Source organism: Massilia sp. BGA-UO-ETr-WB1, assembly GCF_059567845.1.
The window spans coordinates 322,097-341,724 of record NZ_JCAQOT010000021.1 but is presented as its reverse complement, the minus strand read 5'-3'; the positions used below and the strand labels follow the sequence as shown (position 1 = coordinate 341,724).

The 19,628-nt window shown below is 67.7% G+C and carries 21 protein-coding genes; 10 read left to right on the top strand and 11 right to left on the bottom strand.

All coding sequences use genetic code 11. From position 1 onward, the window contains the following. Positions 1 to 9: 9 nt before the first annotated feature. From pcaF to AC56DV_RS06180, 10 genes are all read left to right on the top strand, one after another. The gene (gene pcaF, locus AC56DV_RS06225) at positions 10 to 1,215 is read left to right on the top strand and encodes a 3-oxoadipyl-CoA thiolase (RefSeq protein ID WP_496313429.1); all 1,206 of its coding nucleotides are present in this window, start codon (positions 10 to 12) and stop codon (positions 1,213 to 1,215) included. A gap of 32 nt (positions 1,216 to 1,247) precedes the next feature. Continuing rightward, entirely contained in the window at positions 1,248 to 2,396 is a 1,149-nt protein-coding gene (locus AC56DV_RS06220) for an ABC transporter substrate-binding protein (RefSeq protein WP_496313428.1), read from the top strand. 13 nt (positions 2,397 to 2,409) lie between these two features. Further along, entirely contained in the window at positions 2,410 to 3,285 is an 876-nt protein-coding gene (locus AC56DV_RS06215; protein WP_057153097.1) for a branched-chain amino acid ABC transporter permease, read from the top strand. Next, positions 3,282 to 4,277: a branched-chain amino acid ABC transporter permease gene (locus tag AC56DV_RS06210; RefSeq protein WP_496313427.1), complete on the top strand. Its 996-nt coding sequence runs from the start codon at positions 3,282 to 3,284 to the stop codon at positions 4,275 to 4,277. Before AC56DV_RS06215 ends, AC56DV_RS06210 begins: the two co-directional genes overlap by 4 nt. Further along, a complete protein-coding gene (locus tag AC56DV_RS06205; RefSeq protein ID WP_496313426.1) occupies positions 4,270 to 5,025 on the top strand; it encodes an ABC transporter ATP-binding protein in 756 nt (251 codons plus the stop codon). Before AC56DV_RS06210 ends, AC56DV_RS06205 begins: the two co-directional genes overlap by 8 nt. Before the next feature lie 8 nt (positions 5,026 to 5,033). Continuing rightward, positions 5,034 to 5,771, top strand: a complete 738-nt coding sequence (locus tag AC56DV_RS06200) for an ABC transporter ATP-binding protein (RefSeq protein ID WP_496313425.1) — start codon at positions 5,034 to 5,036, stop codon at positions 5,769 to 5,771. A 9-nt stretch (positions 5,772 to 5,780) separates the two neighbouring features. Further along, positions 5,781 to 6,392 carry a phenylacetic acid degradation protein PaaY gene (locus tag AC56DV_RS06195; protein WP_496313424.1) on the top strand — a complete coding sequence of 204 codons (612 nt, stop codon included), beginning with the start codon at positions 5,781 to 5,783 and terminating at the stop codon, positions 6,390 to 6,392. A 20-nt stretch (positions 6,393 to 6,412) separates the two neighbouring features. After that, positions 6,413 to 8,458, top strand: coding sequence for a phenylacetic acid degradation bifunctional protein PaaZ (paaZ, locus tag AC56DV_RS06190; RefSeq protein ID WP_496313423.1), 2,046 nt, complete (start codon positions 6,413 to 6,415; stop codon positions 8,456 to 8,458). A gap of 85 nt (positions 8,459 to 8,543) precedes the next feature. Continuing rightward, positions 8,544 to 8,924 carry a hypothetical protein gene (locus AC56DV_RS06185; RefSeq protein ID WP_496313422.1) on the top strand — a complete coding sequence of 127 codons (381 nt, stop codon included), beginning with the start codon at positions 8,544 to 8,546 and terminating at the stop codon, positions 8,922 to 8,924. Between the two features lie 10 nt (positions 8,925 to 8,934). Beyond that, the gene (locus tag AC56DV_RS06180) at positions 8,935 to 9,372 is read left to right on the top strand and encodes a DUF2846 domain-containing protein (RefSeq protein ID WP_496313421.1); all 438 of its coding nucleotides are present in this window, start codon (positions 8,935 to 8,937) and stop codon (positions 9,370 to 9,372) included. A 23-nt stretch (positions 9,373 to 9,395) separates the two neighbouring features. Here AC56DV_RS06180 and AC56DV_RS06175 read toward each other — a convergent pair whose 3' ends face one another. Genes AC56DV_RS06175 through AC56DV_RS06125 form a run of 11 tightly spaced genes read right to left on the bottom strand, consistent with a single transcriptional unit; the run spans position 9,396 to position 19,575 of the window. Then, positions 9,396 to 10,634, bottom strand: a complete 1,239-nt coding sequence (locus AC56DV_RS06175) for a M24 family metallopeptidase (protein WP_496313420.1) — start codon at positions 10,632 to 10,634, stop codon at positions 9,396 to 9,398. Between the two features lie 19 nt (positions 10,635 to 10,653). Further along, on the bottom strand, positions 10,654 to 11,178 hold the full coding sequence (locus tag AC56DV_RS06170) for a type II secretion system protein (protein WP_496313419.1): 525 nt from the start codon (positions 11,176 to 11,178) through the stop codon (positions 10,654 to 10,656). Then, on the bottom strand, positions 11,175 to 11,546 hold the full coding sequence (locus tag AC56DV_RS06165) for a type II secretion system protein (RefSeq protein ID WP_496313418.1): 372 nt from the start codon (positions 11,544 to 11,546) through the stop codon (positions 11,175 to 11,177). Before AC56DV_RS06165 ends, AC56DV_RS06170 begins: the two co-directional genes overlap by 4 nt. 5 nt (positions 11,547 to 11,551) lie before the next feature. Then, positions 11,552 to 12,043 (bottom strand): type II secretion system protein, encoded by a 492-nt coding sequence (locus AC56DV_RS06160; protein WP_496313417.1) that lies wholly within the window; start codon positions 12,041 to 12,043, stop codon positions 11,552 to 11,554. After that, positions 12,044 to 14,032 (bottom strand): secretin GspD/PilQ domain-containing protein, encoded by a 1,989-nt coding sequence (locus AC56DV_RS06155; protein WP_496313416.1) that lies wholly within the window; start codon positions 14,030 to 14,032, stop codon positions 12,044 to 12,046. It lies immediately after the preceding gene. After that, on the bottom strand, positions 14,029 to 14,550 hold the full coding sequence (locus tag AC56DV_RS06150) for a hypothetical protein (RefSeq protein WP_496313415.1): 522 nt from the start codon (positions 14,548 to 14,550) through the stop codon (positions 14,029 to 14,031). The genes AC56DV_RS06155 and AC56DV_RS06150 overlap by 4 nt, the downstream gene beginning before the upstream one ends. Continuing rightward, a complete protein-coding gene (locus AC56DV_RS06145; protein WP_496313414.1) occupies positions 14,547 to 15,143 on the bottom strand; it encodes a hypothetical protein in 597 nt (198 codons plus the stop codon). The genes AC56DV_RS06150 and AC56DV_RS06145 overlap by 4 nt, the downstream gene beginning before the upstream one ends. Next, entirely contained in the window at positions 15,131 to 15,715 is a 585-nt protein-coding gene (locus AC56DV_RS06140; protein WP_496313413.1) for a hypothetical protein, read from the bottom strand. Before AC56DV_RS06140 ends, AC56DV_RS06145 begins: the two co-directional genes overlap by 13 nt. Beyond that, complete coding sequence (locus AC56DV_RS06135; protein ID WP_496313412.1) at positions 15,712 to 16,695, bottom strand: hypothetical protein; 984 nt, start codon at positions 16,693 to 16,695, stop codon at positions 15,712 to 15,714. The genes AC56DV_RS06140 and AC56DV_RS06135 overlap by 4 nt, the downstream gene beginning before the upstream one ends. Next, a complete protein-coding gene (locus AC56DV_RS06130) occupies positions 16,682 to 18,361 on the bottom strand; it encodes a GspE/PulE family protein (RefSeq protein ID WP_496313411.1) in 1,680 nt (559 codons plus the stop codon). The genes AC56DV_RS06135 and AC56DV_RS06130 overlap by 14 nt, the downstream gene beginning before the upstream one ends. Then, positions 18,358 to 19,575, bottom strand: coding sequence for a type II secretion system F family protein (locus AC56DV_RS06125; RefSeq protein WP_496313410.1), 1,218 nt, complete (start codon positions 19,573 to 19,575; stop codon positions 18,358 to 18,360). Before AC56DV_RS06125 ends, AC56DV_RS06130 begins: the two co-directional genes overlap by 4 nt. Positions 19,576 to 19,628 lie beyond the last annotated feature (53 nt).

Here is a 19,628-nt window from a genome sequence, read left to right as displayed (position 1 = left end):
GGAACGAACATGAACGAAGCATTCATCTGTGACGCGGTACGCACCCCCTTCGGCCGCTACGGCGGCGGCCTGGCCGGCGTGCGCGCCGACGACCTGGCCGCATTGCCCATCGCCGCGCTGAAACAGCGCAACCCCGGCGTCAACTGGGCCGAAGTGGACGACGTCTACTACGGCTGCGCCAACGGCGCCGGCGAGGACAACCGCAACGTGGGCCGCATGGCCGTGCTGCTGGCCGGCCTGCCGGTGGAAGTGCCTGCCAACACCATCAACCGCCTGTGCGGCTCCAGCCTGGACGCGGTGGGCATCGCCGCGCGCGCCATCAAGTCCGGCGAGGCGCACCTGGTCATCGCCGGCGGCGTGGAGAGCATGACGCGCGCGCCTTTCGTCATGGGCAAGGCCGACAGCGCCTTCTCGCGCGCGGCCAAGATCGAGGACACCACCATCGGCTGGCGCTTCGTCAATCCGCTGATGAAGGCGCAGCACGGTATCGACTCGATGCCGGAAACGGCGGAAAACGTGGCCAATGAGTTCAACATCAGCCGCGCCGACCAGGACGCGTTCGCCGTGCGCAGCCAGCAGCGCTGGGCGGCGGCGCACGCGGCGGGCCACTTCCAGAGCGAGATCGTGCCGGTGACGATCCCTCAAAAGAAAGGCGATCCAAAGATCATCGACACCGACGAGCATCCGCGTCCGGACACCACCATCGAGATGCTGGCCAAGCTGAAGGGCGTGGTCAAGCCGGACGGCAGCGTCACGGCGGGCAATGCCTCCGGCGTGAACGACGGCGCCTGCGCCATCCTGCTGGCTTCGGCCACGGCGGTGGACAAGTACGGCCTGAAGCCGCGCGGCAAAGTGCTGGGCATGGCCACGGCCGGCCTGGCGCCGCGCATCATGGGCTTCGGTCCCGCGCCGGCGTCGAAGAAGGTGCTGGCGCAGCTGGGCCTGACCATCGAACAGATGGACGTGATCGAGCTGAACGAAGCGTTTGCCGCGCAGGGCCTGGCCGTGACGCGCGACCTGGGCCTGGCGGACGACGCCGCCCACGTCAACCCGAACGGCGGCGCCATCGCCATCGGCCACCCGCTGGGCGCATCCGGCGCGCGCCTGGTGACGGCCGCGCTGAACCAGCTGGAACGCACCGGCGGCCGCTACGCCCTGTGCACCATGTGTATCGGAGTTGGGCAAGGCATTGCACTGGTAATCGAACGCGTTTGAACACGATCCAAAATAAAACCACGGAGACAAAAATGTTCACGAATATCCTGAAAAAGACCGTCATCGCCGCATCCCTCGTCATGGCCGCCGGCAGCGCCCTGGCCCAGAACATCAAGATCGGTTCGGTGCTGTCGGTATCCGGCCCGGCCGCTTTCCTGGGCGACCCCGAGCTGAAAACGCTGCAGATGTATGTCGAGAAGATCAACGCCGAGGGCGGCGTGCTGGGCCGCAAGCTGGAGCTGGTGCACTACGACGACGGCAGCGACGCCGCCAAGGCCAACGGCTTCACCAAGCGCCTGATCGAGTCCGACAAGGTGGACGTGCTGATCGGCGGCACCACCACCGGCGCCACCATGGCCATGGCGCCGCTGGTGGACAAGGCGGGCCTGCCGTTCATCTCGCTGGCCGGCGCGGTGGTCATCATCGACCCGGTGAAGAAATGGGTCTTCAAGACGCCGCACACCGACCGCATGGCCGCAGAAAAGGTGTTCGAGGACATGAAGAAGCGCGGCATCAGCAAGGTGGGCCTGCTGTCCGAGACCAGCGGCTTCGGCGCCTCCGGCCGCAAGGAATCGCAGATCGTCGCCTCCAAGTACGGCATCACGCTGGTGGCCGATGAAACCTACGGCCCGAAAGACACCGACGTCACCGCGCAGCTGACCCGCATCAAGAACACCGCCGGCGTGCAGGCGGTGTTCGTGTTCGGCCTGGGCCAGGGCCCGGCGGTGGTCACCAAGAACTACGGCCAGCTGGGCATGACCGCGCTGCCGATGTACCAGTCGCACGGCGTGGCGTCGGACGAGTACCTGAAACTGTCCGGCAAGGCCGCCGAAGGCGTGCGCCTGCCGACGCCGGCGCTGCTGATCGGCCAGATGCTGCCGGCGAACGATCCGCAGAAGGCCATCGTCACCGGCTACGACAAGGCTTACCGCGACCGCTACAAGGTGGAGCCGTCCACCTTCGGCGGCTACGCGCTGGACGCGCTGAACCTGTCGGTGGACGCCATCAAGCGCGCCGGCGGCACCGACAAGGAAAAGGTCCGCACCGCGCTGGAGCAGACCAAGGGCTTCGTCTCCACCACCGGCGTGTTCAACATGACGGCCAAGGACCACATGGGCCTCGACCTGTCGGCGTTCCGCATGGTCGAAGTGAAGAACGGCGACTGGCAGTTGCTGAAGTAAGCAGGGGACCATCATGCTCGCCCAATTCCTCCAATTCCTGTACTCGGGAATGACGGTCGGTTCCGCCTATGCACTGGCGGCGCTCGGCTTTACCATCATCTACAACACCAGCGGCGTGATCAATTTCGCCCAGGGCGAATTCATCATGCTGGGCGGGATGCTGGCCGCGATGATGGCGGGGGCGGGTGTGCCGCTGCCGCTGGCCATCATCGGCGCCGTCATCCTCACCGCCATCGTCGGCCTGGTGATGGAAAAGGCGGTGATCGAACCGGCGCAGAACGCGCAGGTGGTCACGCTTATCATCATCACCATCGGCGCCTCGCTCGTGGTGCGCGGGCTGGTGCAGATCTGGCTGGGCAAGGGAACGCACACGCTGCCCGCCTTCTCGGGCGATGCGCCGATCGAGTTCCTGGGCGCCAGCCTGCTGCCGCAAAGCCTGTGGGTGCTGGGCGTAACCCTGCTGATCGTGGCGGCGCTGGGCTGGTTCTTCGGCCGCACGCTGCTGGGCAAGGCCATGCTGGCCACCTCGCACAACAAGCTGGCTGCGCAGCTGGTGGGCATCAACACGCGCCGCGTGCTGCTGCTGTCCTTCGGCCTGGCCGCGCTGCTGGGCGCCGTCGGCGGCGCGCTGCTGGCGCCCATCACCTACACCTCCTACGACGCCGGCATCATGCTGGGCCTGAAGGGCTTCGTGGCGGCGGTGCTGGGCGGACTGGGCGGCGGCGTGGGCGCCATCGCCGGCGGGCTGATACTGGGCATCGCCGAGGCCATGACGGCAGGGTACATCTCGTCCGCCTACAAGGACGCGGTGCCCTTCGTGCTGATCCTGCTGATCCTGTTCTTCATGCCGCGCGGCCTGTTCGGCGCCAAAGTATCGGAGCGCGTATGAAGACCTTCGCTTCCCGCCACGCTGGCCTGCTGATCCTGGCGCTGGTGCTGGCCGCGCTGCCGCTGCTGCTGCCCAACGCCTACTACTTCGACGTGGCGATCCGCATCGCGCTGAACGCGGTGGTGGTGATCGGCCTGAACCTGCTGATGGGCTACACCGGCCAGATCAGCCTGGGCCACGCCGGCTTCTTCGGCCTGGGCGCGTATGCGTCCGCTGTGCTGACCACGCACTACAACTGGCCGCCGGTGGCCGCGCTGGCTGCCGGCGCCGCCGCCACCGGCCTGCTGGCCTTCGTGCTGGCGCGCCCGGTGCTCAAGCTGAAAGGCCACACGCTGGCCATGGCCACGCTGGGACTGGGCATCATCATCTCCATCGCCATCAACAACGAGGGTCAGTGGACCGGCGGGCCGGACGGCATTTCGGTGCCGGGCTTCGCCGTCTTCGGCTTTGAAATCACCGGCGAGAAGTCGTGGTACGCCGTGGCCGCCGCCTTGCTGCTGCTGGTGACCTGGTTCGCGCTGAACCTGATCGATTCGCCGGTGGGCCGCGCGCTGCAGGCCATCCACGGTTCCGAAGTCGCTTCGCGCGTGGTCGGCATCGACACCACCCGCTTCAAGGTGCGCGTGTTCGTGCTGTCGGCCGTGGTGGCCAGCATCGCGGGCAGCATCAGCGCGCACTATATCGGTTTCATCACGCCCAATATGGCGGGCTTCTTCCATTCCATCGAGCTGGTGACGATGGTGGTGGTGGGCGGCATGGCTTCCGTGTTCGGCTCCATCCTGGGCGCCGCGCTGCTGACCTTGCTGCCGCAGCTGCTGTCCGCCTTCGAGGGCTGGGAAGTGGTGGTGTTCGGCGCCATTTTGATGCTGACCATGATCTTCCTGCCGCGCGGCCTGGTGCCGTCGCTGGCGCGCCGCCGCAGCAAGCCCGCAGCGGGCGACGGCGCGGCGCCGCTCAAGCTGGTGAAGAAGCAGGGAGGCGGCCATGCTTGAGATCCGCAACCTGAGCAAGAGCTTCGGCGGCGTGCACGCGGTGCAGAACGTGAGCTTCGCCATCAAGGAAGGCGCCATCCACTCGGTGATCGGCCCCAACGGCGCCGGCAAGACCACGCTGTTCAACCTGATCACCGGCGTCTACACGCCCACCATGGGCGAGATCCTGCTGCGCGGCGAGAACGTGGCCGGCATGTCGCCGGACGCGCTGGCGCGGCGCGGCATGAGCCGCACCTTCCAGAACCTGCAGATCTGCCTGAACATGACGGCCATCGACAACGTGATGGTGGGCGCGCACCTGCGCCTGAACCAGAACCTGTTCGCCTCCATGCTGCGCCTGCCGTCGGTGCGCAAGGCCGACCGGGTGTGCCGCGACGAGGCCGCGCAGCTGATGGATTTCGTCGGCGTGGGCCAGTACGTGGACGCCGACTCGACCCAGATGCCGTACGGCGCCCTGAAGCGGCTGGAGATCGCGCGCGCCCTGGCCGCGCGGCCGAAAGTGCTGCTGCTGGACGAACCGGCCGCGGGCCTGAACCACACCGAAACCGGCGAGATCGAAGCGCTGATCCGCAAGGTGGCGCAGTCCGGCGTGACGGTGGTGCTGGTGGAGCATGACATGAAGCTGGTGATGAATTTATCCGACCATATCCTGGTGCTGGACTACGGCAAGAAGCTGGCCGAAGGCACGGCCGCCGAAGTGCGCGCCAATCCGGACGTGGTGGCGGCCTATCTTGGAGCGGCAGCATGAGGGATGCCATGACGAACAATACCGACGTGACGGTGAAACCGCTGGTGCTCGAAATCAAAGGGCTGACCAGCCACTACGGCCGCATCCAGGCGCTGCACGGCATCGACATCGAAGTGCGCCAGGGGCAGCTGGTGGCGCTGGTGGGCGCCAACGGCGCGGGCAAGACCACGCTGCTGCGCGCCATCTCCGGCGTGCAGCCGATCAGCGGCGGCAGCATCCACTTCAGCGGCCAGGACGTGAGCCGCGCCAGCGCGGACAAGCGCGTGCGCGCCGGCATCTGCCAGGTGCCGGAAGGGCGCCAGGTGTTCGGTCCCATGTCGGTGGAGGACAACCTGCTGCTGGGCGCCTACACGCGGCCCAAGGCCGAGGTGGCGGCGGACATGGAGCGCATGTACCAGCTGTTCCCGATTCTGAAAGAGAAGCGCCTGCTGCTGGCGGGCACGCTGTCCGGCGGCCAGCAGCAGATGCTGGCCATGGCGCGCGCGCTGATGGGCAAGCCGTCGGTGCTGCTGCTGGACGAACCGAGCATGGGCCTGGCGCCGCTGCTGATCGCCGAGATCTTCCGCATCGTGGCCGGCCTGCGCGACCAGGGCATCACCATTTTCCTGGTGGAGCAGAACGCGCACGCGGCGCTGTCGATCGCGGACGTGGGCTATGTGATCGAGACCGGCGCCATCACGCTGTCCGGTCCCGGCCCGGAGCTGCTGAAGAACGAACAGGTGCAAAGCGCCTACCTGGGCATGTAAGGAACCGCCATGGTCAAAGTATATGAAATGAACGGCATCACCCCGGTGGTCCATCCCACCGCCTACGTGCACCCGAGCGCGGTGCTGATCGGCGACGTGATCGTCGGCCCGCGCTGCTACGTCGGCCCGCACGCTTCCATGCGCGGCGACTTCGGCCGCCTGATCCTGGAGGAGGGCTCCAATCTGCAGGACGGCTGCATCATGCACGGCTTCCCCGGCGAGGACACGGTGGTGGAAGTGGACGGCCATATCGGCCACGGCGCCGTGCTGCACGGCTGCCGCATCGGCCGCAACGCGCTGGTGGGCATGAACTCGGTCATCATGGACAACGCCGTCATCGGCGCCGACAGCATCGTCGCGGCGATGAGCTTCGTGAAGGCCAATATGGTGGTGCCGCCGCGCAGCATGGTGGTCGGCACGCCGGCGCGCATCATCCGCCAGGTTACCGACAGCGAGATCAACTGGAAGTCCTCCGGCACCGCCCAATACCAGGAGCTGAGCGTGCGCTCCCTCGCCACCATGCGCGAGACCGTGGCGCTCACGGAAGTGGAGCCGGACCGCCAGCGCATGCAGTGGGAATCGTCGCTGCCGCTGCACCTGCACAAGAACGCAACCGAATAAAATAGACTGGAGAAAACCGCATGGCACCAACTCTGCAAAGCCTGATCGCCGGCCGCTGGCACGGCAAGGAAGCGGCCACCCCGCTGCACAGCGCGCTGAACAACAGCCTGATCTACCATACCCACGCCGAAGCCATCGACTTCAGCGAAGCCGTCGCCTACGCCCGCAAGACCGGCGTGCCGGGCCTGATGAAACTGGACTTCCAGCAGCGCGCCGCGCGCCTGAAGGCGCTGGCCATGTACCTGATGGAGCGCAAGGAAGAGCTGTACAAGATTTCGCACCTCACCGGCGCCACCCGCGCCGACAGCTGGGTGGACGTGGAGGGCGGCATCGGCACCCTGTTCGCCTACGCCAGCATGGGAAGCCGCGAGCTGCCGTCGTCCAACGTGCTGCACGAAGGCCCGGCCATGGCGCTGGGCAAGCGCGGCGGCTTCGCCGGCACCCACATCCTGGTGCCGCGCGGCGGCCTGGCGGTGCACATCAACGCCTTCAATTTCCCGATCTGGGGCCTGCTGGAGAAATTCGCGCCCAGCTTCCTGGCCGCCATGCCCTGCATCGGCAAGCCCGCCACCGCCACCAGCTACCTGACCGAAGCCGTGGTGCGCATGGCGCATGAATCCGGCCTGCTGCCGGAAGGCGCGCTGCAGCTGGTGATCGGCAGCACCGGCGACCTGCTGGACCGCCTGGGCGGCGCCGACGTGGTGACCTTCACCGGCTCGGCCGACACGGCCGCCAAGCTGCGCACCAACCGCAACCTGATCGCCAACTCGGTGCCGTTCACCGCCGAAGCGGATTCGCTGAACTGCGCCATCCTGGCGCCGGACGTGACGCCGGACGATCCCGAGTTCGACCTGTTCGTCAAAGAGGTGGCGCGCGAGATGACCGGCAAGGCCGGCCAGAAGTGCACCGCCATCCGCCGCATCATTGTGCCGAAAGACCGCGTGGACGCGGTGGCCGAACGGCTGCGCGAGCGCCTGGCGAAAGTCACCATCGGCGACCCGTCGGTCGAAGGCGTGCGCATGGGCGCGCTGGCCTCGAAAGACCAGCAGCGCGACGTCGGCGAGCGCCTGGCCCTGCTGGCGCAAGGCAACGAGATCGTGTTCGGCGAGAAGGACGGCTACAAGCTGATCGGCGAAGGCGTGGCGGAGGGCGCGTTCTTCTCGCCCACGCTGGTCCTGTGCCGCAACGCCGGCAGCAACGACGCGGTGCACGACGTGGAAGCCTTCGGCCCGGTCAGCACCATGATGACCTACGACGGCATCGACGAGGCGCTGGAACTGGCCGCGCGCGGCAAGGGCAGCCTGGTGAGCACGCTGGTGACCAAAGATCCGAAGACGGCAGCCTACGCGGTGCCGATCGCCGCCGCCTCGCACGGGCGCGTGCACATCCTGGAGCGCGAATCGTCGGTGGACTCCACCGGCCACGGCTCGCCGCTGCCGCAGCTGAAGCACGGCGGCCCAGGACGCGCGGGCGGCGGCGAGGAGCTGGGCGGCATCCGCGCGGTGCGCCACTTCCTGCAGCGCGCAGCCGTGCAAGGCTCGCCGACCATGCTGGCCGCAGTGACGGGCGAATACGTGCGCGGCGGCGCCGTGAACGAAAGCGAAGTGCATCCCTTCCGCCGCCACTTCGAAGACCTGAAAATCGGCGACTCGCTGCTGACGCACCGCCGCACCGTGAGCGAAGCGGACATCGTCAACTTCGGCGGCGTCTCGGGCGACTACTTCTACATGCACTTCGACGACATCGCCGCCAAGGACACGCAGTTCGGCAAGCGCATCGCGCACGGCTACTTCGTGCTGTCGGCGGCGGCGGGGCTGTTCGTATCGCCCGCGCCGGGCCCGGTGCTGGCCAACTACGGCCTGGACAACCTGCGCTTCATCACCCCGGTGGCCATCGGCGACACCATCCGCGCGCGCCTGACCTGCAAGCGCAAAGTGGACCGCAACCGCACCGACGACAAAGGCCTAGGCCAGGGCGTGGTGGCGTGGGACGTGCAGGTCACCAACCAGAACGACGAGCTGGTGGCCAGCTACGACATCCTGACGCTGGTGTCGAAGCACGCCTGATAAAACCCCGCTAGTGATTATTGGATAGTTTTGTTGCTAGGAATTAACGTTATCATGGCGGCTTGTTAAACTCCGCGAGATCGCCATGATGCGCCGGCTAACCTGTTTCATGCTGCCGGCCCTGCTGGCGGCCACTCTTGCCGGCTGCGCCGTGCAGCATATTCCCGCCAAACTGACGCCGCCTTCCGTTGCGCCTGCGGGCGCTCGCGCGCTGGCACAAGAGCTGGAGATACAACTGGCTACCGGCTATCGCCGCACGCTGGCGGCAGGCAGCCGCTGGACCCATGCCGGAAGCATCGTGCAAGGCGATGTCTATCGTCCGTATCAAAGCGTTTTTACCCTCGAAGGCTCGCATGTGCACGAGGCTTACCTGGTGGTCGAAGGCGGCCGCCTGGTGGGGTTCTATTTACCTGCCGAGAAGGGCTTCTCGCCCCTGCAGCCAACACTCCCATTCTCCCTACAATAAAAGGACTAGCATGAAATTGTCGCATTTGGCCATCGCCGGCCTCGTTATCGCATTGACCGGCTGCGCCGCCACCGGCCCGAAATACAAAGAAATGGAAGCATCGGTTCCGAAGCTGAGCGCGGACCAGGGCCGCGTGTACTTTTACCGGAGCACCAGCATGCTGGGCAGCGCCTTGACCCCTGCTATCAAATTCGACGGAAAGGAAGTGGGTCAATCGAAACGTGGCGGCTACTTCTTCGTCGATACCGGCGCGGGTAGTCATGAAGCGTCCACCAGCACCGAAGCAACCAACAAGGTTACCTTTGTTCTAGACAAGGGTGAAGTGAAGTACGTGCGCACCTCGGTTTCGATGGGCTTCCTGGCTGGCCATGTCATTCCTGAACTGGTCAGCGAGGACGAAGCGAAGAAAGAAATGGCTGAACTGAGCTATACCGGCGCAGCCAAGTAAGCAGCACGCCGCAACCGCGCGTGTTAATTTACCGCACGCGCAAGGCCGAACGGGTCGTCGATGCTGTGGGCCGGTTCGGTGAACCATTTGGGGCCGGACTCGGTCATGTAGAAGTGGTCTTCGTGGCGCACGCCGAATTCGCCGGGGATGCAGATCATCGGCTCGTTCGAGAAGCACATGCCCGGCGCCAGCGGGGTGGTGTCGCCGCCCACCAGGTAGGGCCATTCGTGGATGTCCAGGCCGATGCCGTGGCCGGTGCGGTGCGGCAGGCCGGGCAGCTTGTAGCCGGGACCGTAGCCGTCCGCTTCCAGTGAACGGCGCGCGGCCTGGTCCACCTGCTCGCACGGCACGCCCAGCTGGGCCGCTTCGAACGCGGCTGCCTGGGCTTTCTTCTCGCTGTTCCACACGCTTCGCTGGCGCGCGCTCGGCTCGCCGTACACATAGGTTCGGGTGATGTCCGAGATGTAGTTATGCAGCTTGCAGCCGGTGTCGATCAGCACCGTGTCGCCCTGCTTCAGCGTCTGCACATAGCTCACGCCGTGCGGGTAGGCGGTGGCCTCGCCGAACAGCACGATGACGAAGTAGGAGCCGGGCGCGCCCACCTTGCGGTGCGCGGCGGCGATGAACTGTTCCACTTCGGTGGTGGTGATCCCTTCACGCAGCATGCTGGCGGTGGCCACGTGCACGGCCAGGGTCATGTCCTTGGCGCGCTGCATCAGCGCGATCTCGGCGGCGGACTTGCGGGTGCGGCAGTGCGCCGTCACGCTGCGCGCGTTCTCCAGCGCGTAGCCCGCGGCCAGCGGGCGGATGCCGTCGTAGATGAAGAAGGCGGCGCTTTCGCAGATGCCCACGCGCGGCGGCTGCGCAGCATCGGCGGCGATGCCCATGCGGCCCAGCGTGTCCACGAACAGCTGGTAGGGGCTTTCGTGCTCGTGCCAGCCATTCACTTTGCCTTCCACCAGCATGAAGTCCAGCAGCGTGCTTTCCTCGAAGGCGGGCGCGATGTACTCCAGCGCGCCTTGCGCGGGCAGGATGGCGCCCACCATGCGCTCGCTGGCGTGCCAGCGGGTGCCGGTGAAGTAAAGCAGGTTGGAGCCGGCGTTGATGTAGATGGCGGCGATGCCTTGGTCGCGCATGTAGGCCTGGGCCCGGGCGATGCGCTGCAGGTGCTCGTCCTTGCCGATGGGGATGGCGCCCGCCGTCATGTCCGACAGGGTCGCCAGTGCTTGTTCCGCTGTTTTGCCGCCTACGCCTATGCTCATTGTCATGCTGTTTGTCATACTAGCGTCCTCCAGAAGTGATGGCCGGGATGATATCAGTTTTAGGGGGCGGCGCGCCCGTGAACAGGTCGGCCGGATAGGTGAACAGCCAGTCGGCGTAGCGCGGCTTGCGGTTCAGGCTTTTGTCCTCGTCGCGGAAGCCGCCCTGCTTGATGGGAGCCTGTTCGGACAGCGAATACACGCCCACGATGCGGCCCTGCTGGCGCAGCAGGCCCCATTCGGCCTTGCCGGTGATGGGATCCTTGTAGAGCCGGCGCAGATGGCGTTTGGCGCCGGGGTAGCGCGGGTCTTTCAGCAGTTCTTCCAGCGTGAGCGGGTACTGCGCCGCGCCGCCCGCACCCTGCGCTTCGTGGTAGCGGCCCAGCGCCTGGCGGAACTCGTGCCCGATGAACAGCAGCTGCGCTTCCTTGTCGCGCCGAGCCGCCGTGGCGTAGGTTTCGGAGGCGATGGCCAGGCCCACCCCCATGAAGGCCACCAGCATCAGGGTCCAGATATAGGCGAAGCCGCCTGGCCGCCCCGGCATCATAGCTGGCCGAAGGGAACGCCGTCGCGCGTGCTGCCCTTGGCGCCGCTGCGCACGTCGGCCACGCCGGTCTTTTCGCTGTCCTGCGGCGCCACCAGCTGCCAGGTGGCGGCCGATTCGGTGATGGGGTCGACCGGCACCTTGTTGAAGTAGCGGTGCGTCACCAGGTCCGCCAGGCCGGCGGGGAATTCACCCTTGTCGCCATAAAATTTGTCGATGCTGATGCGCAGCACTTTCAGGTTCACCTTGAGCGCCACTTCCTTGGATTTCTCCACCGAGCCGAAGTAGCGCGGCAGCGCCACCGTCAGCAGCAGCGAGATGATGGCCAGCACCACCAGCAGTTCGATCAGCGTGAAGCCTTGTTTGCGCATTGCGGTCACCATGCTTTGAGGGGAATGCCGTTCAGGCCCACCTTGTCGGAGCGCGAGAAGACGTCGAACACGTCCTCGCCTTCGGTGGGGTTGTCGGGCGGCGCGCTGTAGGAGCGCTTGTGCCAGGTGGCGGCGGCGCTGGCGGTGCCGGCCGGTGCGAACGGGTCGCGCGGCAGGCGGCGCAGGAAGTAGATGTTCTGTTTGCGCGGGCTGCGCTGATCGGGCACGCCTTCCACCAGCTCTTCGAGCTTCTTGGGGAAGCCGGAGTCGCCGATGTTCAGCTTGATGCTGCCATTGTCGGCCGCGCGCTTGTAGGCGTCGATGGCCTCCCGGATCTCCAGCAGCGCGGCGCGCAGCTGGTGCTCGCGCTCGCGCTGCACGGCCACCTGCACCATGGGCACGGCCACCGCCGCCAGCGTGGCCATGATGGCCAGGGTGATCATCAGCTCGATGAAGGTGAAGCCGCGCGGGGCGGCATGCGGTGCGCGGCCCGGCATTTACTGGCCCTTCTTCGGCACGTTCGGCACCGGGCCCGCCGGCTCGGGTTTGGCCGAGCTGGAAGGCTGGGCGAAGGCGCTGCCCTGGTCGTCGCCGCCCGTCATGGGGGAGTTGCGCGGCGGCGGCGGCGGTTCCGATGGCGGCTGCAATGCGGCCGGCTGCGCGGCCGGTTGCCCGTAAGCGGCGCTTGCCGCGCCGGCGCCGCTGTCGTTGCCGGCGAGCGGTCCGCGTCCGCCGATATGGGATTCGGTCCCGGACAGGAATTCGGCATCGCTCAGCTCCGGCCTGCGGATCGCGCGCACCAGGCGCGGCGTGATGGACAACACGATCTCGCTGCGCGAGCGGTCGTCCTTCTGGCTGCCGAACAGGCGGTTCAGCATGGGCAGCTCGCCGATGCCGGGCACCTTGTTGCCGGTGCTGCGGTCCTCGTCGCTGATCAGCCCCGCCAGCATCTGCGTTTCGCCGTCGCGCAGGCGCAGCACGGTGGAGGCGCTGCGCGTGCCGATCTGGTACGCCTGGGTGCCGGACTTGCTGGTCACGTCCTTCACCACATTGCTCACCTCCAGGTTGACCTTGATGGCCACTTCGTCGTCCAGGTAGACGTTCGGCTCCACGTCCAGCTTCAGGCCCACATCGATATAGTTCACGCTGTCCGAGCTGACGCCGTTGTTGGTGGTGACGGTGATGACCGGCACGCGGTCGCCGATCAGCACCTTGGCCTTGTCCTTGTTGCGCACGCGGATGCGCGGGTTGGCGAGGATGTTGCTGTCGGTGTCGGTCTTGAGCGCATTGATGACCACCGAGCCCAGTTCCAGGTTGGTGGTCTCGCTGTTCACGCGGTGCAGGTCGGCCAGTTTCAATCCGCCCAGGCTGGTCGCCGCGCTGCCCACGCTCAGCTTGGCCTGCTCCGGCCAGCGCACGCCCAGTTCCTGCAGGCGGGTGCGCTTCACTTCCAGCACTTCCACCTCCAGCACCACTTCGGGGTCCGCCACGTCCTGCACGGCGATGATGCGCTCGGCCATGCGGATCAGCTCCGGCGTGTCGCGCATGATGATGATGCCCACCCGTTCATCGGTGACGATGTCGCGCGCCTTGAGCAGCGTTTTCAGCGTGAAGGCCACCTGCTTCACGTCCGCGTTGGTGATAAAGAAGGTGCGCACCAGGAGCTGCTGGTAGTCCTTCACCTTCTGCGCCGTGTTGGGGTAGATGGTGATGGAGCGGTCGCCGGTGATGCTTTGTTCCAGCTGGTTGGAGCTGAGTAGCATGGCGATGGCTTCCTCGATGCTGGCGTCGCGCACGGAGATGGTGGCGCGCAGGCCGGGATCGACTTCCTTGTCGAAGGCGAAGTTCAGGCCGGAGACTTTGCCGATGAAGTCGAACACCGAGCGCAGCGGGGCGTCGCGGAATTCCAGCGTCACCGGCTTGCGGTAGGCGGCAGCCAGGCGGCCGGCGCCGGGCTTCTGGCGCGACTGTTCGTCCGCGATGCGGGCTTTCAGGCGCAGGGCGTCGCGCTGGCCGGGGCGCTCCTGCAGCACGGGGCGCAGCAGCTCCTGGGCGGCTGCCAGGTTGGCTTCGCCGCCGCGCCGGGCAACCGTTTCCGCCTCGGCCACGGCCTGCCGGTAGCGTGCGTCCTGCGCCAGCGCGGCCTGCCCCTGGCGGGCGACGGCGTTATTGGGATCGATGGCGAGCGCTTGCTGGTACAGGCTGTCGGCCTGCGCGGCGCCGGCCTCGGTGCCTTGCGCGCGCTGGGCGTCGGCGCGGGCGTTCAAGCCGTTCACCAGGCTGGTTTTGCGGCTCAGGAGGGTGATGCGGTATTGGGCGTTGTGGGGATCTTCGCGCACCGCCTGTTCCAGCCTGGCCAGGCCTTGCTCGGTCTGCCCCGCGTCCAGCAGGGCGTTGCCTTCAGTGTAGGTCTGGCTGCTGGCGCAGGCGGCCAGCAGGACGCTCAGCGCCAGGATGTGCAGGCGTTTTGCTGCGGAGTGATTCAATTCGTGTCCCCTACGGCTAAAGTTTGTTTCAGGTTGAGCGGCAGATAGGTGAAGGTCAGCGCGCCATTGACTGCGCCGTCGAGCCGGTAGCTGTCGCCGATTTTCTCGCCGACGCGGGCGACGATGTTGCGGTCTTCCATCTGCAGGAAGTAGGCGGTTTTGCCGTCGTCGATAAAGCGGCCCACGAACAGGAAGGGCAGCGTGGGTGCGCCACCGGCGCCATTCCCGGCTGGCTGCTCCGGAGCGCGCGCGGCGGCGGGCTTGAGCGGGGATGGGGCTTGCCAGCCCTGGCTGGCGAACAGGTTGCCCAGTTCTTCGTCCGCCACGCGGCGCTGGATCTGCAGCTCGGCGGGGATGGCGGGCGCCAGGGGGCCGGCGGCCTTGGCTGCGGCGACGGCGTCGTAGGCGGGGCGCGGCGTGGCCGCCGCAGGGGAGACGATCATGCCTTCGTCGTCCGGCGCGAACCAGGCTGCGAGCAGGGTTGCGGCGGCTGCACCGCCCAGTATCAGTTTCCTCATCGCGCGCCTTCCGCTTTGCGCACCAGCAGCACGAACTGGATGCGCGCTTCGGTGTCGCCGCTGTCGATGCGCTCGCGCTTGAAGGCGACGCTGTCCAGCGTCAGCGTGGGCATGGCTTGCAGGGCTTCCAGCATGAAGGCCTGGACGCTGGCGTATTCGGCCTTCACGGGCAGGTTGATCTGGTAGTGCATGAAGCCGGCGCGCGGCTCGGGCTGGGCTTTGTATTCGGCCTTGGCGAGCGGCACCTTGTGCCTTGCGGCGATGTCCACCAGCGTTTGCAGCTGTTCGGGGATGGCCGCGTGCGCCGGCAGATAGGCGTAGAAGGCGCTCAGGCCGTCGGCTGCGGTGGGGGCGGGCGCCTGCGGCTGCGCTGCCGTGCGGGCCGCCGCCACTTGCTGGCGCAGGGCAAGTTCCCGCTGGTGCATGCCGGCCGCGTGCCACTGCGCCAGCAGCGCTGCGGCCAGGGCGGCGGCGCCGATGGCTGCGGCGCGGCCGGCCTTGCGCCACAGGCGCTTGCCTTCCCAGGCCAGGCGCGGGCCGGCCTGGGCGGGTAGCGCAAGCTTCAGCGCTGCGCCGGATTTCATTGCCGCCATTGTGCCTCCAGCTGGAATCGGTATGCCTGGCCAGCGGCGCCGCTGGCCATGTCGTGTTTGACAAGGTAGACGGAGCGGAACATCTGCTGCTGGTTCAGGAAGGCCAGGTAGCTCAGCATGTCCTGCGCGGATTCCGCCTCGGCGGCGATCTTGAGGGAGCCGGATGGGGCGGCGACGGCGGCGGCCGTGGCGCCGCCTGCCTGTGCGGCATCAGCCTCCTGCACCGGCTGCCCGTTCAGGTCGAGGCCGAGCAGGGCGACGTGCAGGTCGGCCGGCGCTTGCAGGGTTTTCAGCAGGCGCGCGACAGGCAGGTTGAGCTGGCGCACGGCTTCGGTGACGACTTTGGTTTGCTGGTCCTGGTCGCGCTGCTGGGTGGATGTGAGCGCCGGCTGGGGCGCGCGGCGGGGTTGCGCCTGGGCGAGCTGGGTTTCCAGGCGCTGGATTTCATTCGCTTGCTGCAGCCAGCGCGAGGCGGATGGGAGCAGGGCGACGATGCCTGCCGCGAGCAGCGCAAGGCGCCAGCCGTTCAGCGGCGGGGCCGCGCGGACGAAGGAGATGCGGGTGACGCTCATGCGGCCTCCCGGGGGCGGCCGGTTTTGCCGGCGCTGCCGCTGCCTTCGCTGTTGCCGCCCGTCTCAGGCACGATGGATAACGGCAGCTTGGCGCCGCGCGCGGCTGTTTCCGTGCCTGGCGCATGCGGCCCCGCGGCGGTGGCGGCGTGGCTGAACGGCGAGCCGGCAAGACGGAAGCGCGCGGGGAGCTGGCCTGCCGCGAGGCCGCTTGCCTGGCCGCTCAGGTCGACCACGGCGACGTCTGCGATGGACGCCAGCTCGGGGGCGCGCAATGTCCAGCGCTGCCAGGCTTGCGCCAGTTCGCCGTGCCATGCGGCGCTGCAGGGCTGCGATTGGATGGCGCTCGCGCGTCCGTTCGCCAGCGCTGCCATGGTGATGCGGCCTGGCTCGATGATGGCGAACGCCTCCGGTTTGGCCGGTGCGAGCCAAGCGCAGACTGTGCTGGCCAGCGGCTCGATGGCGGCGCAGCGCGTGCCGTGTTCGGCGGCCAGCGCGTGTAGCGCGTCCAGCAGTCCGGTGGCTATGCCGCAGACCAGGCGCGGCTGGCCGTACGGCGCGTCATCGCTGCTGGCGGTCCAGGCGCGCGCGGCGTCGCCGTAGACGGCGGCGAGCTGCATGTTGAGGAAGCGCGGGGCGGCCGGTTCGGACAGCAGCGCGTCGCTCCACGGCGCCATCAGCATCTGGCACCAGCGGCCGGACAGGCTCACGTGCAGCGGCAGGCGCGCCGCCAGGGCCGCCCGCGCGGCGGCGCCTGCCCCGCGCTCCACTGCCCCGGTCCCAGCCCCGGCGAGCAGGGCGCGCAGGGCGGAGAGCGGGGCCTGCCATTGGCCGGCCGGATTGCTGAAGTCGACCTGCAGCGCGCCCTCTTCGGCGATGCGGCCGCCGTGGCGCACCACTGCCAGCAGGCGTTGCGGCGCAAGGTGGATGTGCAGCGTGCGGCGCGCCGGAAGCATCCCGGCGATGCGTTTAATAAGTGACACGGTTCAGCTCCGTCAGCGTGGTTTCTCCCAGCCGCACCAGCTCCAGCGCGGCTTCCCGCGCCAGCCGGAATCCGTTCTGCGCGGCCTCCTCCTTCATGCGGCTGACCGGCGCGCGGGTGCAGATCATTTCGCGCATGGCGTCGTTCAGCATCAGCACCTCGGCCACCGCCTTGCGGCCCTTGTAGCCGGTACCCCGGCAGTGGCCGCAGCCGGCGCCGGCCTTGAAGCGCCATCCCTGCACGGCTTGCGCGGTGAGGCCGCTGTCGCGCAGATCTTGCGGGTCGGGCGGCACGTCCACTGCGCAATGTTCACAGTTGAGGCGCAGCAGGCGCTGCGCCACGATGCCGTTCAGCGCCGCCGCAAAGCTGTACGGGTCCACGCCCATGTGCAGGAAGCGGCCCACCACGTCGAACACGTTGTTGGCGTGCACGGTGGTGAAAACCAGGTGGCCCGTCAGCGAAGCCTGCACCGCGATCTGCGCGGTTTCGTCGTCGCGGATCTCGCCGATCAGGATCTTGTCCGGATCGTGCCGCAGGATCGAGCGCAGGCCGCGCGCGAAGGTCAGGCCCTTCTTTTCGTTGACCGGGATCTGCAGCACGCGCGGCAGGCGGTATTCCACCGGGTCTTCGATGGTGACGATCTTGTCGCGCCCCGTGTTGATCTCGGTGATGGCGGCGTACAGCGTGGTGGTCTTGCCCGAACCGGTGGGGCCGGTCACCAGCAGCATGCCGTGCGGCTTGGCGGCCAGGCGGCGGATCTGCACGATGGCGTCCGCGTTCAGGCCCAGGCTCTCCAGCCGCAGCGCGGCTGCGGCGGCGGTCAGCGCGCGCCGGTCCAGCAGACGCAGCACCGCGTCCTCGCCGAAAATATTGGGCATGATGGAGACACGGAAGTCGATCTCGCTGCCCTTCGCGCGCACCTTGAAGCGGCCGTCCTGCGGCACGCGGCGCTCGGCGATGTCCAGCTCCGCCAGCACCTTGATGCGCGAAATGATCTGCTCGGCCATCTGCAGGCCCTGCACCTGGCCGGCCTGCACCAGCACCCCGTCCACCCGGTACTTGATGACCAGGCTGGCCACGTCGCACTCCAGGTGGATGTCGCTGGCCTGCACTTTCAGCGCGTCGTAGATGGTGGAGTTGACCAGCTTGACCACCGGGCTGCTGTCCTCGCTGATGCGGATCAGCGAAATGTCCTCGATGCTCTGGTCCAGGCTTGCGTCGCCGGCCGCGTCCTCGTTCATGCCGGCCATGGCCTGCTGCGCGGATTCCTGCTGCGCCAGGTAGGCAGCCATGTCGTCCGGGTGCGCCAGCGCCACCGTGAAAGCGGCATCCACCGTGTAGGCGGCCCATTGCAGCACGTCGTCCGCGAAGGGATCGGCAATCACCAGCACCAGGCCGGCGCCGCCGTCCATCAGCACGCATTCGCGCTGCGCGCAGTCGGTGTAGGGCAGCAGGGCGTAGGCGGGCGTGCCGGCCTGCAGGCTGGCCATGGGCCAGCAGGAATAGCAGAACAGCGCGGCCAGCTGGCGCGTGAATTCGTCCGGCACCAGTCCGGCCATGTCCTCCAGCACCGCCAGCTGCGGCCGGCCTTCGGCCTGCGCGGCGGCGGCTGCGCTATGCAGCAGGGCGGCGGAAAGGACCGGCATCGCCGGGGCGCGTGCATTCATGAGAGGCTCCCGGCGAGTTCGAATATCGGCATGTACATCAGCACCACCACGCCGCCGATCACGACGCCGATCAGCGTCATCAGCAGCGGTTCCAGCATGCGCGAGGCCCAGTCCACCCAGCGCGCGAATTCCTCGTCGTGGAACTTGGCCGAGCGTTCCAGCATGTCGCCCAGGCGGCCGGTGTTCTCGCCCACCTTGAGCAGCGACTGCGCCACCGGCGTGGCCAGGTCTTGCAGCTCCAGCGCGGTGGAGAAGGGTTGGCCTTCCTCCACCGCGCGGCGGGCCCGGGCCAGCGCCAGCTGCTGTTCCGGCAGCAGCATGGCCGACACCATGGCCAGCGCCTTCGGCAGCGGTATGCCCGCGTGCAGCAGCAGGCTGAGGGCGCGGTAGAAGCGCGCCAGGCGGAATTCGGCGGCCTTGGCGGCCAGCAGCGGCAGGCGCAGCACCTGCAGCAGCAGGGCGCCGCGCACGGCGGCGTTGGTGGCGGCGAACACGGCGCCGCCGGCCGCGCCCAGCAGCGCGCCCAGGCACAGCCAGGGATGGGCGGCCAGCTGGCGCCCGAAGGCCAGCAGCATTTGCGACATCCACGGGATTTCGCGGCCGGAGCTTTCGTACACCACGCTGAACTTCGGCACCACGTAGCCGAGCAGGAACAGGGTGACCAGCGCGCCCACGCACAGCAGCATCACCGGATAGATGGCCGCCGACACCAGCTTCTTGCGGATGGCGTCGAACTGCAGCTGGTAGGCCACGTAGCGCGCCAGCGCTTCGGGCAGGTTGCCGGAGCGCTCCGCCGCGTGCACGGTGGAGACATAAATGTCGGGGAAGATGGCAGGGAAGCCTGCCAGGGTTTCGGAAAAGCTTTTGCCTTGCTGGAGCGCGAGCCGGATGCCCGCCAGCGTGGCCTTGGCGCTGCCGCGCGCTTCCTTGTTGTGCAAGGTGGCGATGGCTTCGCTCAGGTTCAGTCCCGCTTCGAGCAGGGCCAGCAGCTCCTGGCTGAACTGCAGCAATGGGAAGGGCTGTGAACGTGCGGATGCCGTGGACGGCGCGGCGTGGCCGTCAGCCGGCTGCGCGCCGCTGCCGATGGCCAGCACGCGCCAGCCCTGGCGCAGCGCGAGGCGTACCGCTTCTGATTCGCTGGATGCGTCTACCGCGATGGTCTGGCGGCCAGCCGCGCCGCTTGCGGCGCGCTGCACCTGTATCTGGAACTGCATTACCGCCCTTCACGATCGTACTCGGAAGCCGAGCTGAGCCGCATTCGGGAACT

What these genes read in the sequence shown, in the direction of transcription:
- pcaF (WP_496313429.1), top strand. Translation starts at nt 10, where the DNA reads ATGAACGAAGCATTCATCTGTGACGCGGTACGCACCCCCTTCGGCCGC.
- AC56DV_RS06220 (WP_496313428.1), top strand. Translation starts at nt 1,248, where the DNA reads ATGTTCACGAATATCCTGAAAAAGACCGTCATCGCCGCATCCCTCGTC.
- AC56DV_RS06215 (WP_057153097.1), top strand. Translation starts at nt 2,410, where the DNA reads ATGCTCGCCCAATTCCTCCAATTCCTGTACTCGGGAATGACGGTCGGT.
- AC56DV_RS06210 (WP_496313427.1), top strand. Translation starts at nt 3,282, where the DNA reads ATGAAGACCTTCGCTTCCCGCCACGCTGGCCTGCTGATCCTGGCGCTG.
- AC56DV_RS06205 (WP_496313426.1), top strand. Translation starts at nt 4,270, where the DNA reads ATGCTTGAGATCCGCAACCTGAGCAAGAGCTTCGGCGGCGTGCACGCG.
- AC56DV_RS06200 (WP_496313425.1), top strand. Translation starts at nt 5,034, where the DNA reads ATGACGAACAATACCGACGTGACGGTGAAACCGCTGGTGCTCGAAATC.
- AC56DV_RS06195 (WP_496313424.1), top strand. Translation starts at nt 5,781, where the DNA reads ATGGTCAAAGTATATGAAATGAACGGCATCACCCCGGTGGTCCATCCC.
- paaZ (WP_496313423.1), top strand. Translation starts at nt 6,413, where the DNA reads ATGGCACCAACTCTGCAAAGCCTGATCGCCGGCCGCTGGCACGGCAAG.
- AC56DV_RS06185 (WP_496313422.1), top strand. Translation starts at nt 8,544, where the DNA reads ATGATGCGCCGGCTAACCTGTTTCATGCTGCCGGCCCTGCTGGCGGCC.
- AC56DV_RS06180 (WP_496313421.1), top strand. Translation starts at nt 8,935, where the DNA reads ATGAAATTGTCGCATTTGGCCATCGCCGGCCTCGTTATCGCATTGACC.
- AC56DV_RS06175 (WP_496313420.1), bottom strand. Translation starts at nt 10,634, where the DNA reads ATGAGCATAGGCGTAGGCGGCAAAACAGCGGAACAAGCACTGGCGACC.
- AC56DV_RS06170 (WP_496313419.1), bottom strand. Translation starts at nt 11,178, where the DNA reads ATGATGCCGGGGCGGCCAGGCGGCTTCGCCTATATCTGGACCCTGATG.
- AC56DV_RS06165 (WP_496313418.1), bottom strand. Translation starts at nt 11,546, where the DNA reads ATGCGCAAACAAGGCTTCACGCTGATCGAACTGCTGGTGGTGCTGGCC.
- AC56DV_RS06160 (WP_496313417.1), bottom strand. Translation starts at nt 12,043, where the DNA reads ATGCCGGGCCGCGCACCGCATGCCGCCCCGCGCGGCTTCACCTTCATC.
- AC56DV_RS06150 (WP_496313415.1), bottom strand. Translation starts at nt 14,550, where the DNA reads ATGAGGAAACTGATACTGGGCGGTGCAGCCGCCGCAACCCTGCTCGCA.
- AC56DV_RS06145 (WP_496313414.1), bottom strand. Translation starts at nt 15,143, where the DNA reads ATGGCGGCAATGAAATCCGGCGCAGCGCTGAAGCTTGCGCTACCCGCC.
- AC56DV_RS06140 (WP_496313413.1), bottom strand. Translation starts at nt 15,715, where the DNA reads ATGAGCGTCACCCGCATCTCCTTCGTCCGCGCGGCCCCGCCGCTGAAC.
- AC56DV_RS06130 (WP_496313411.1), bottom strand. Translation starts at nt 18,361, where the DNA reads ATGAATGCACGCGCCCCGGCGATGCCGGTCCTTTCCGCCGCCCTGCTG.
- AC56DV_RS06125 (WP_496313410.1), bottom strand. Translation starts at nt 19,575, where the DNA reads ATGCAGTTCCAGATACAGGTGCAGCGCGCCGCAAGCGGCGCGGCTGGC.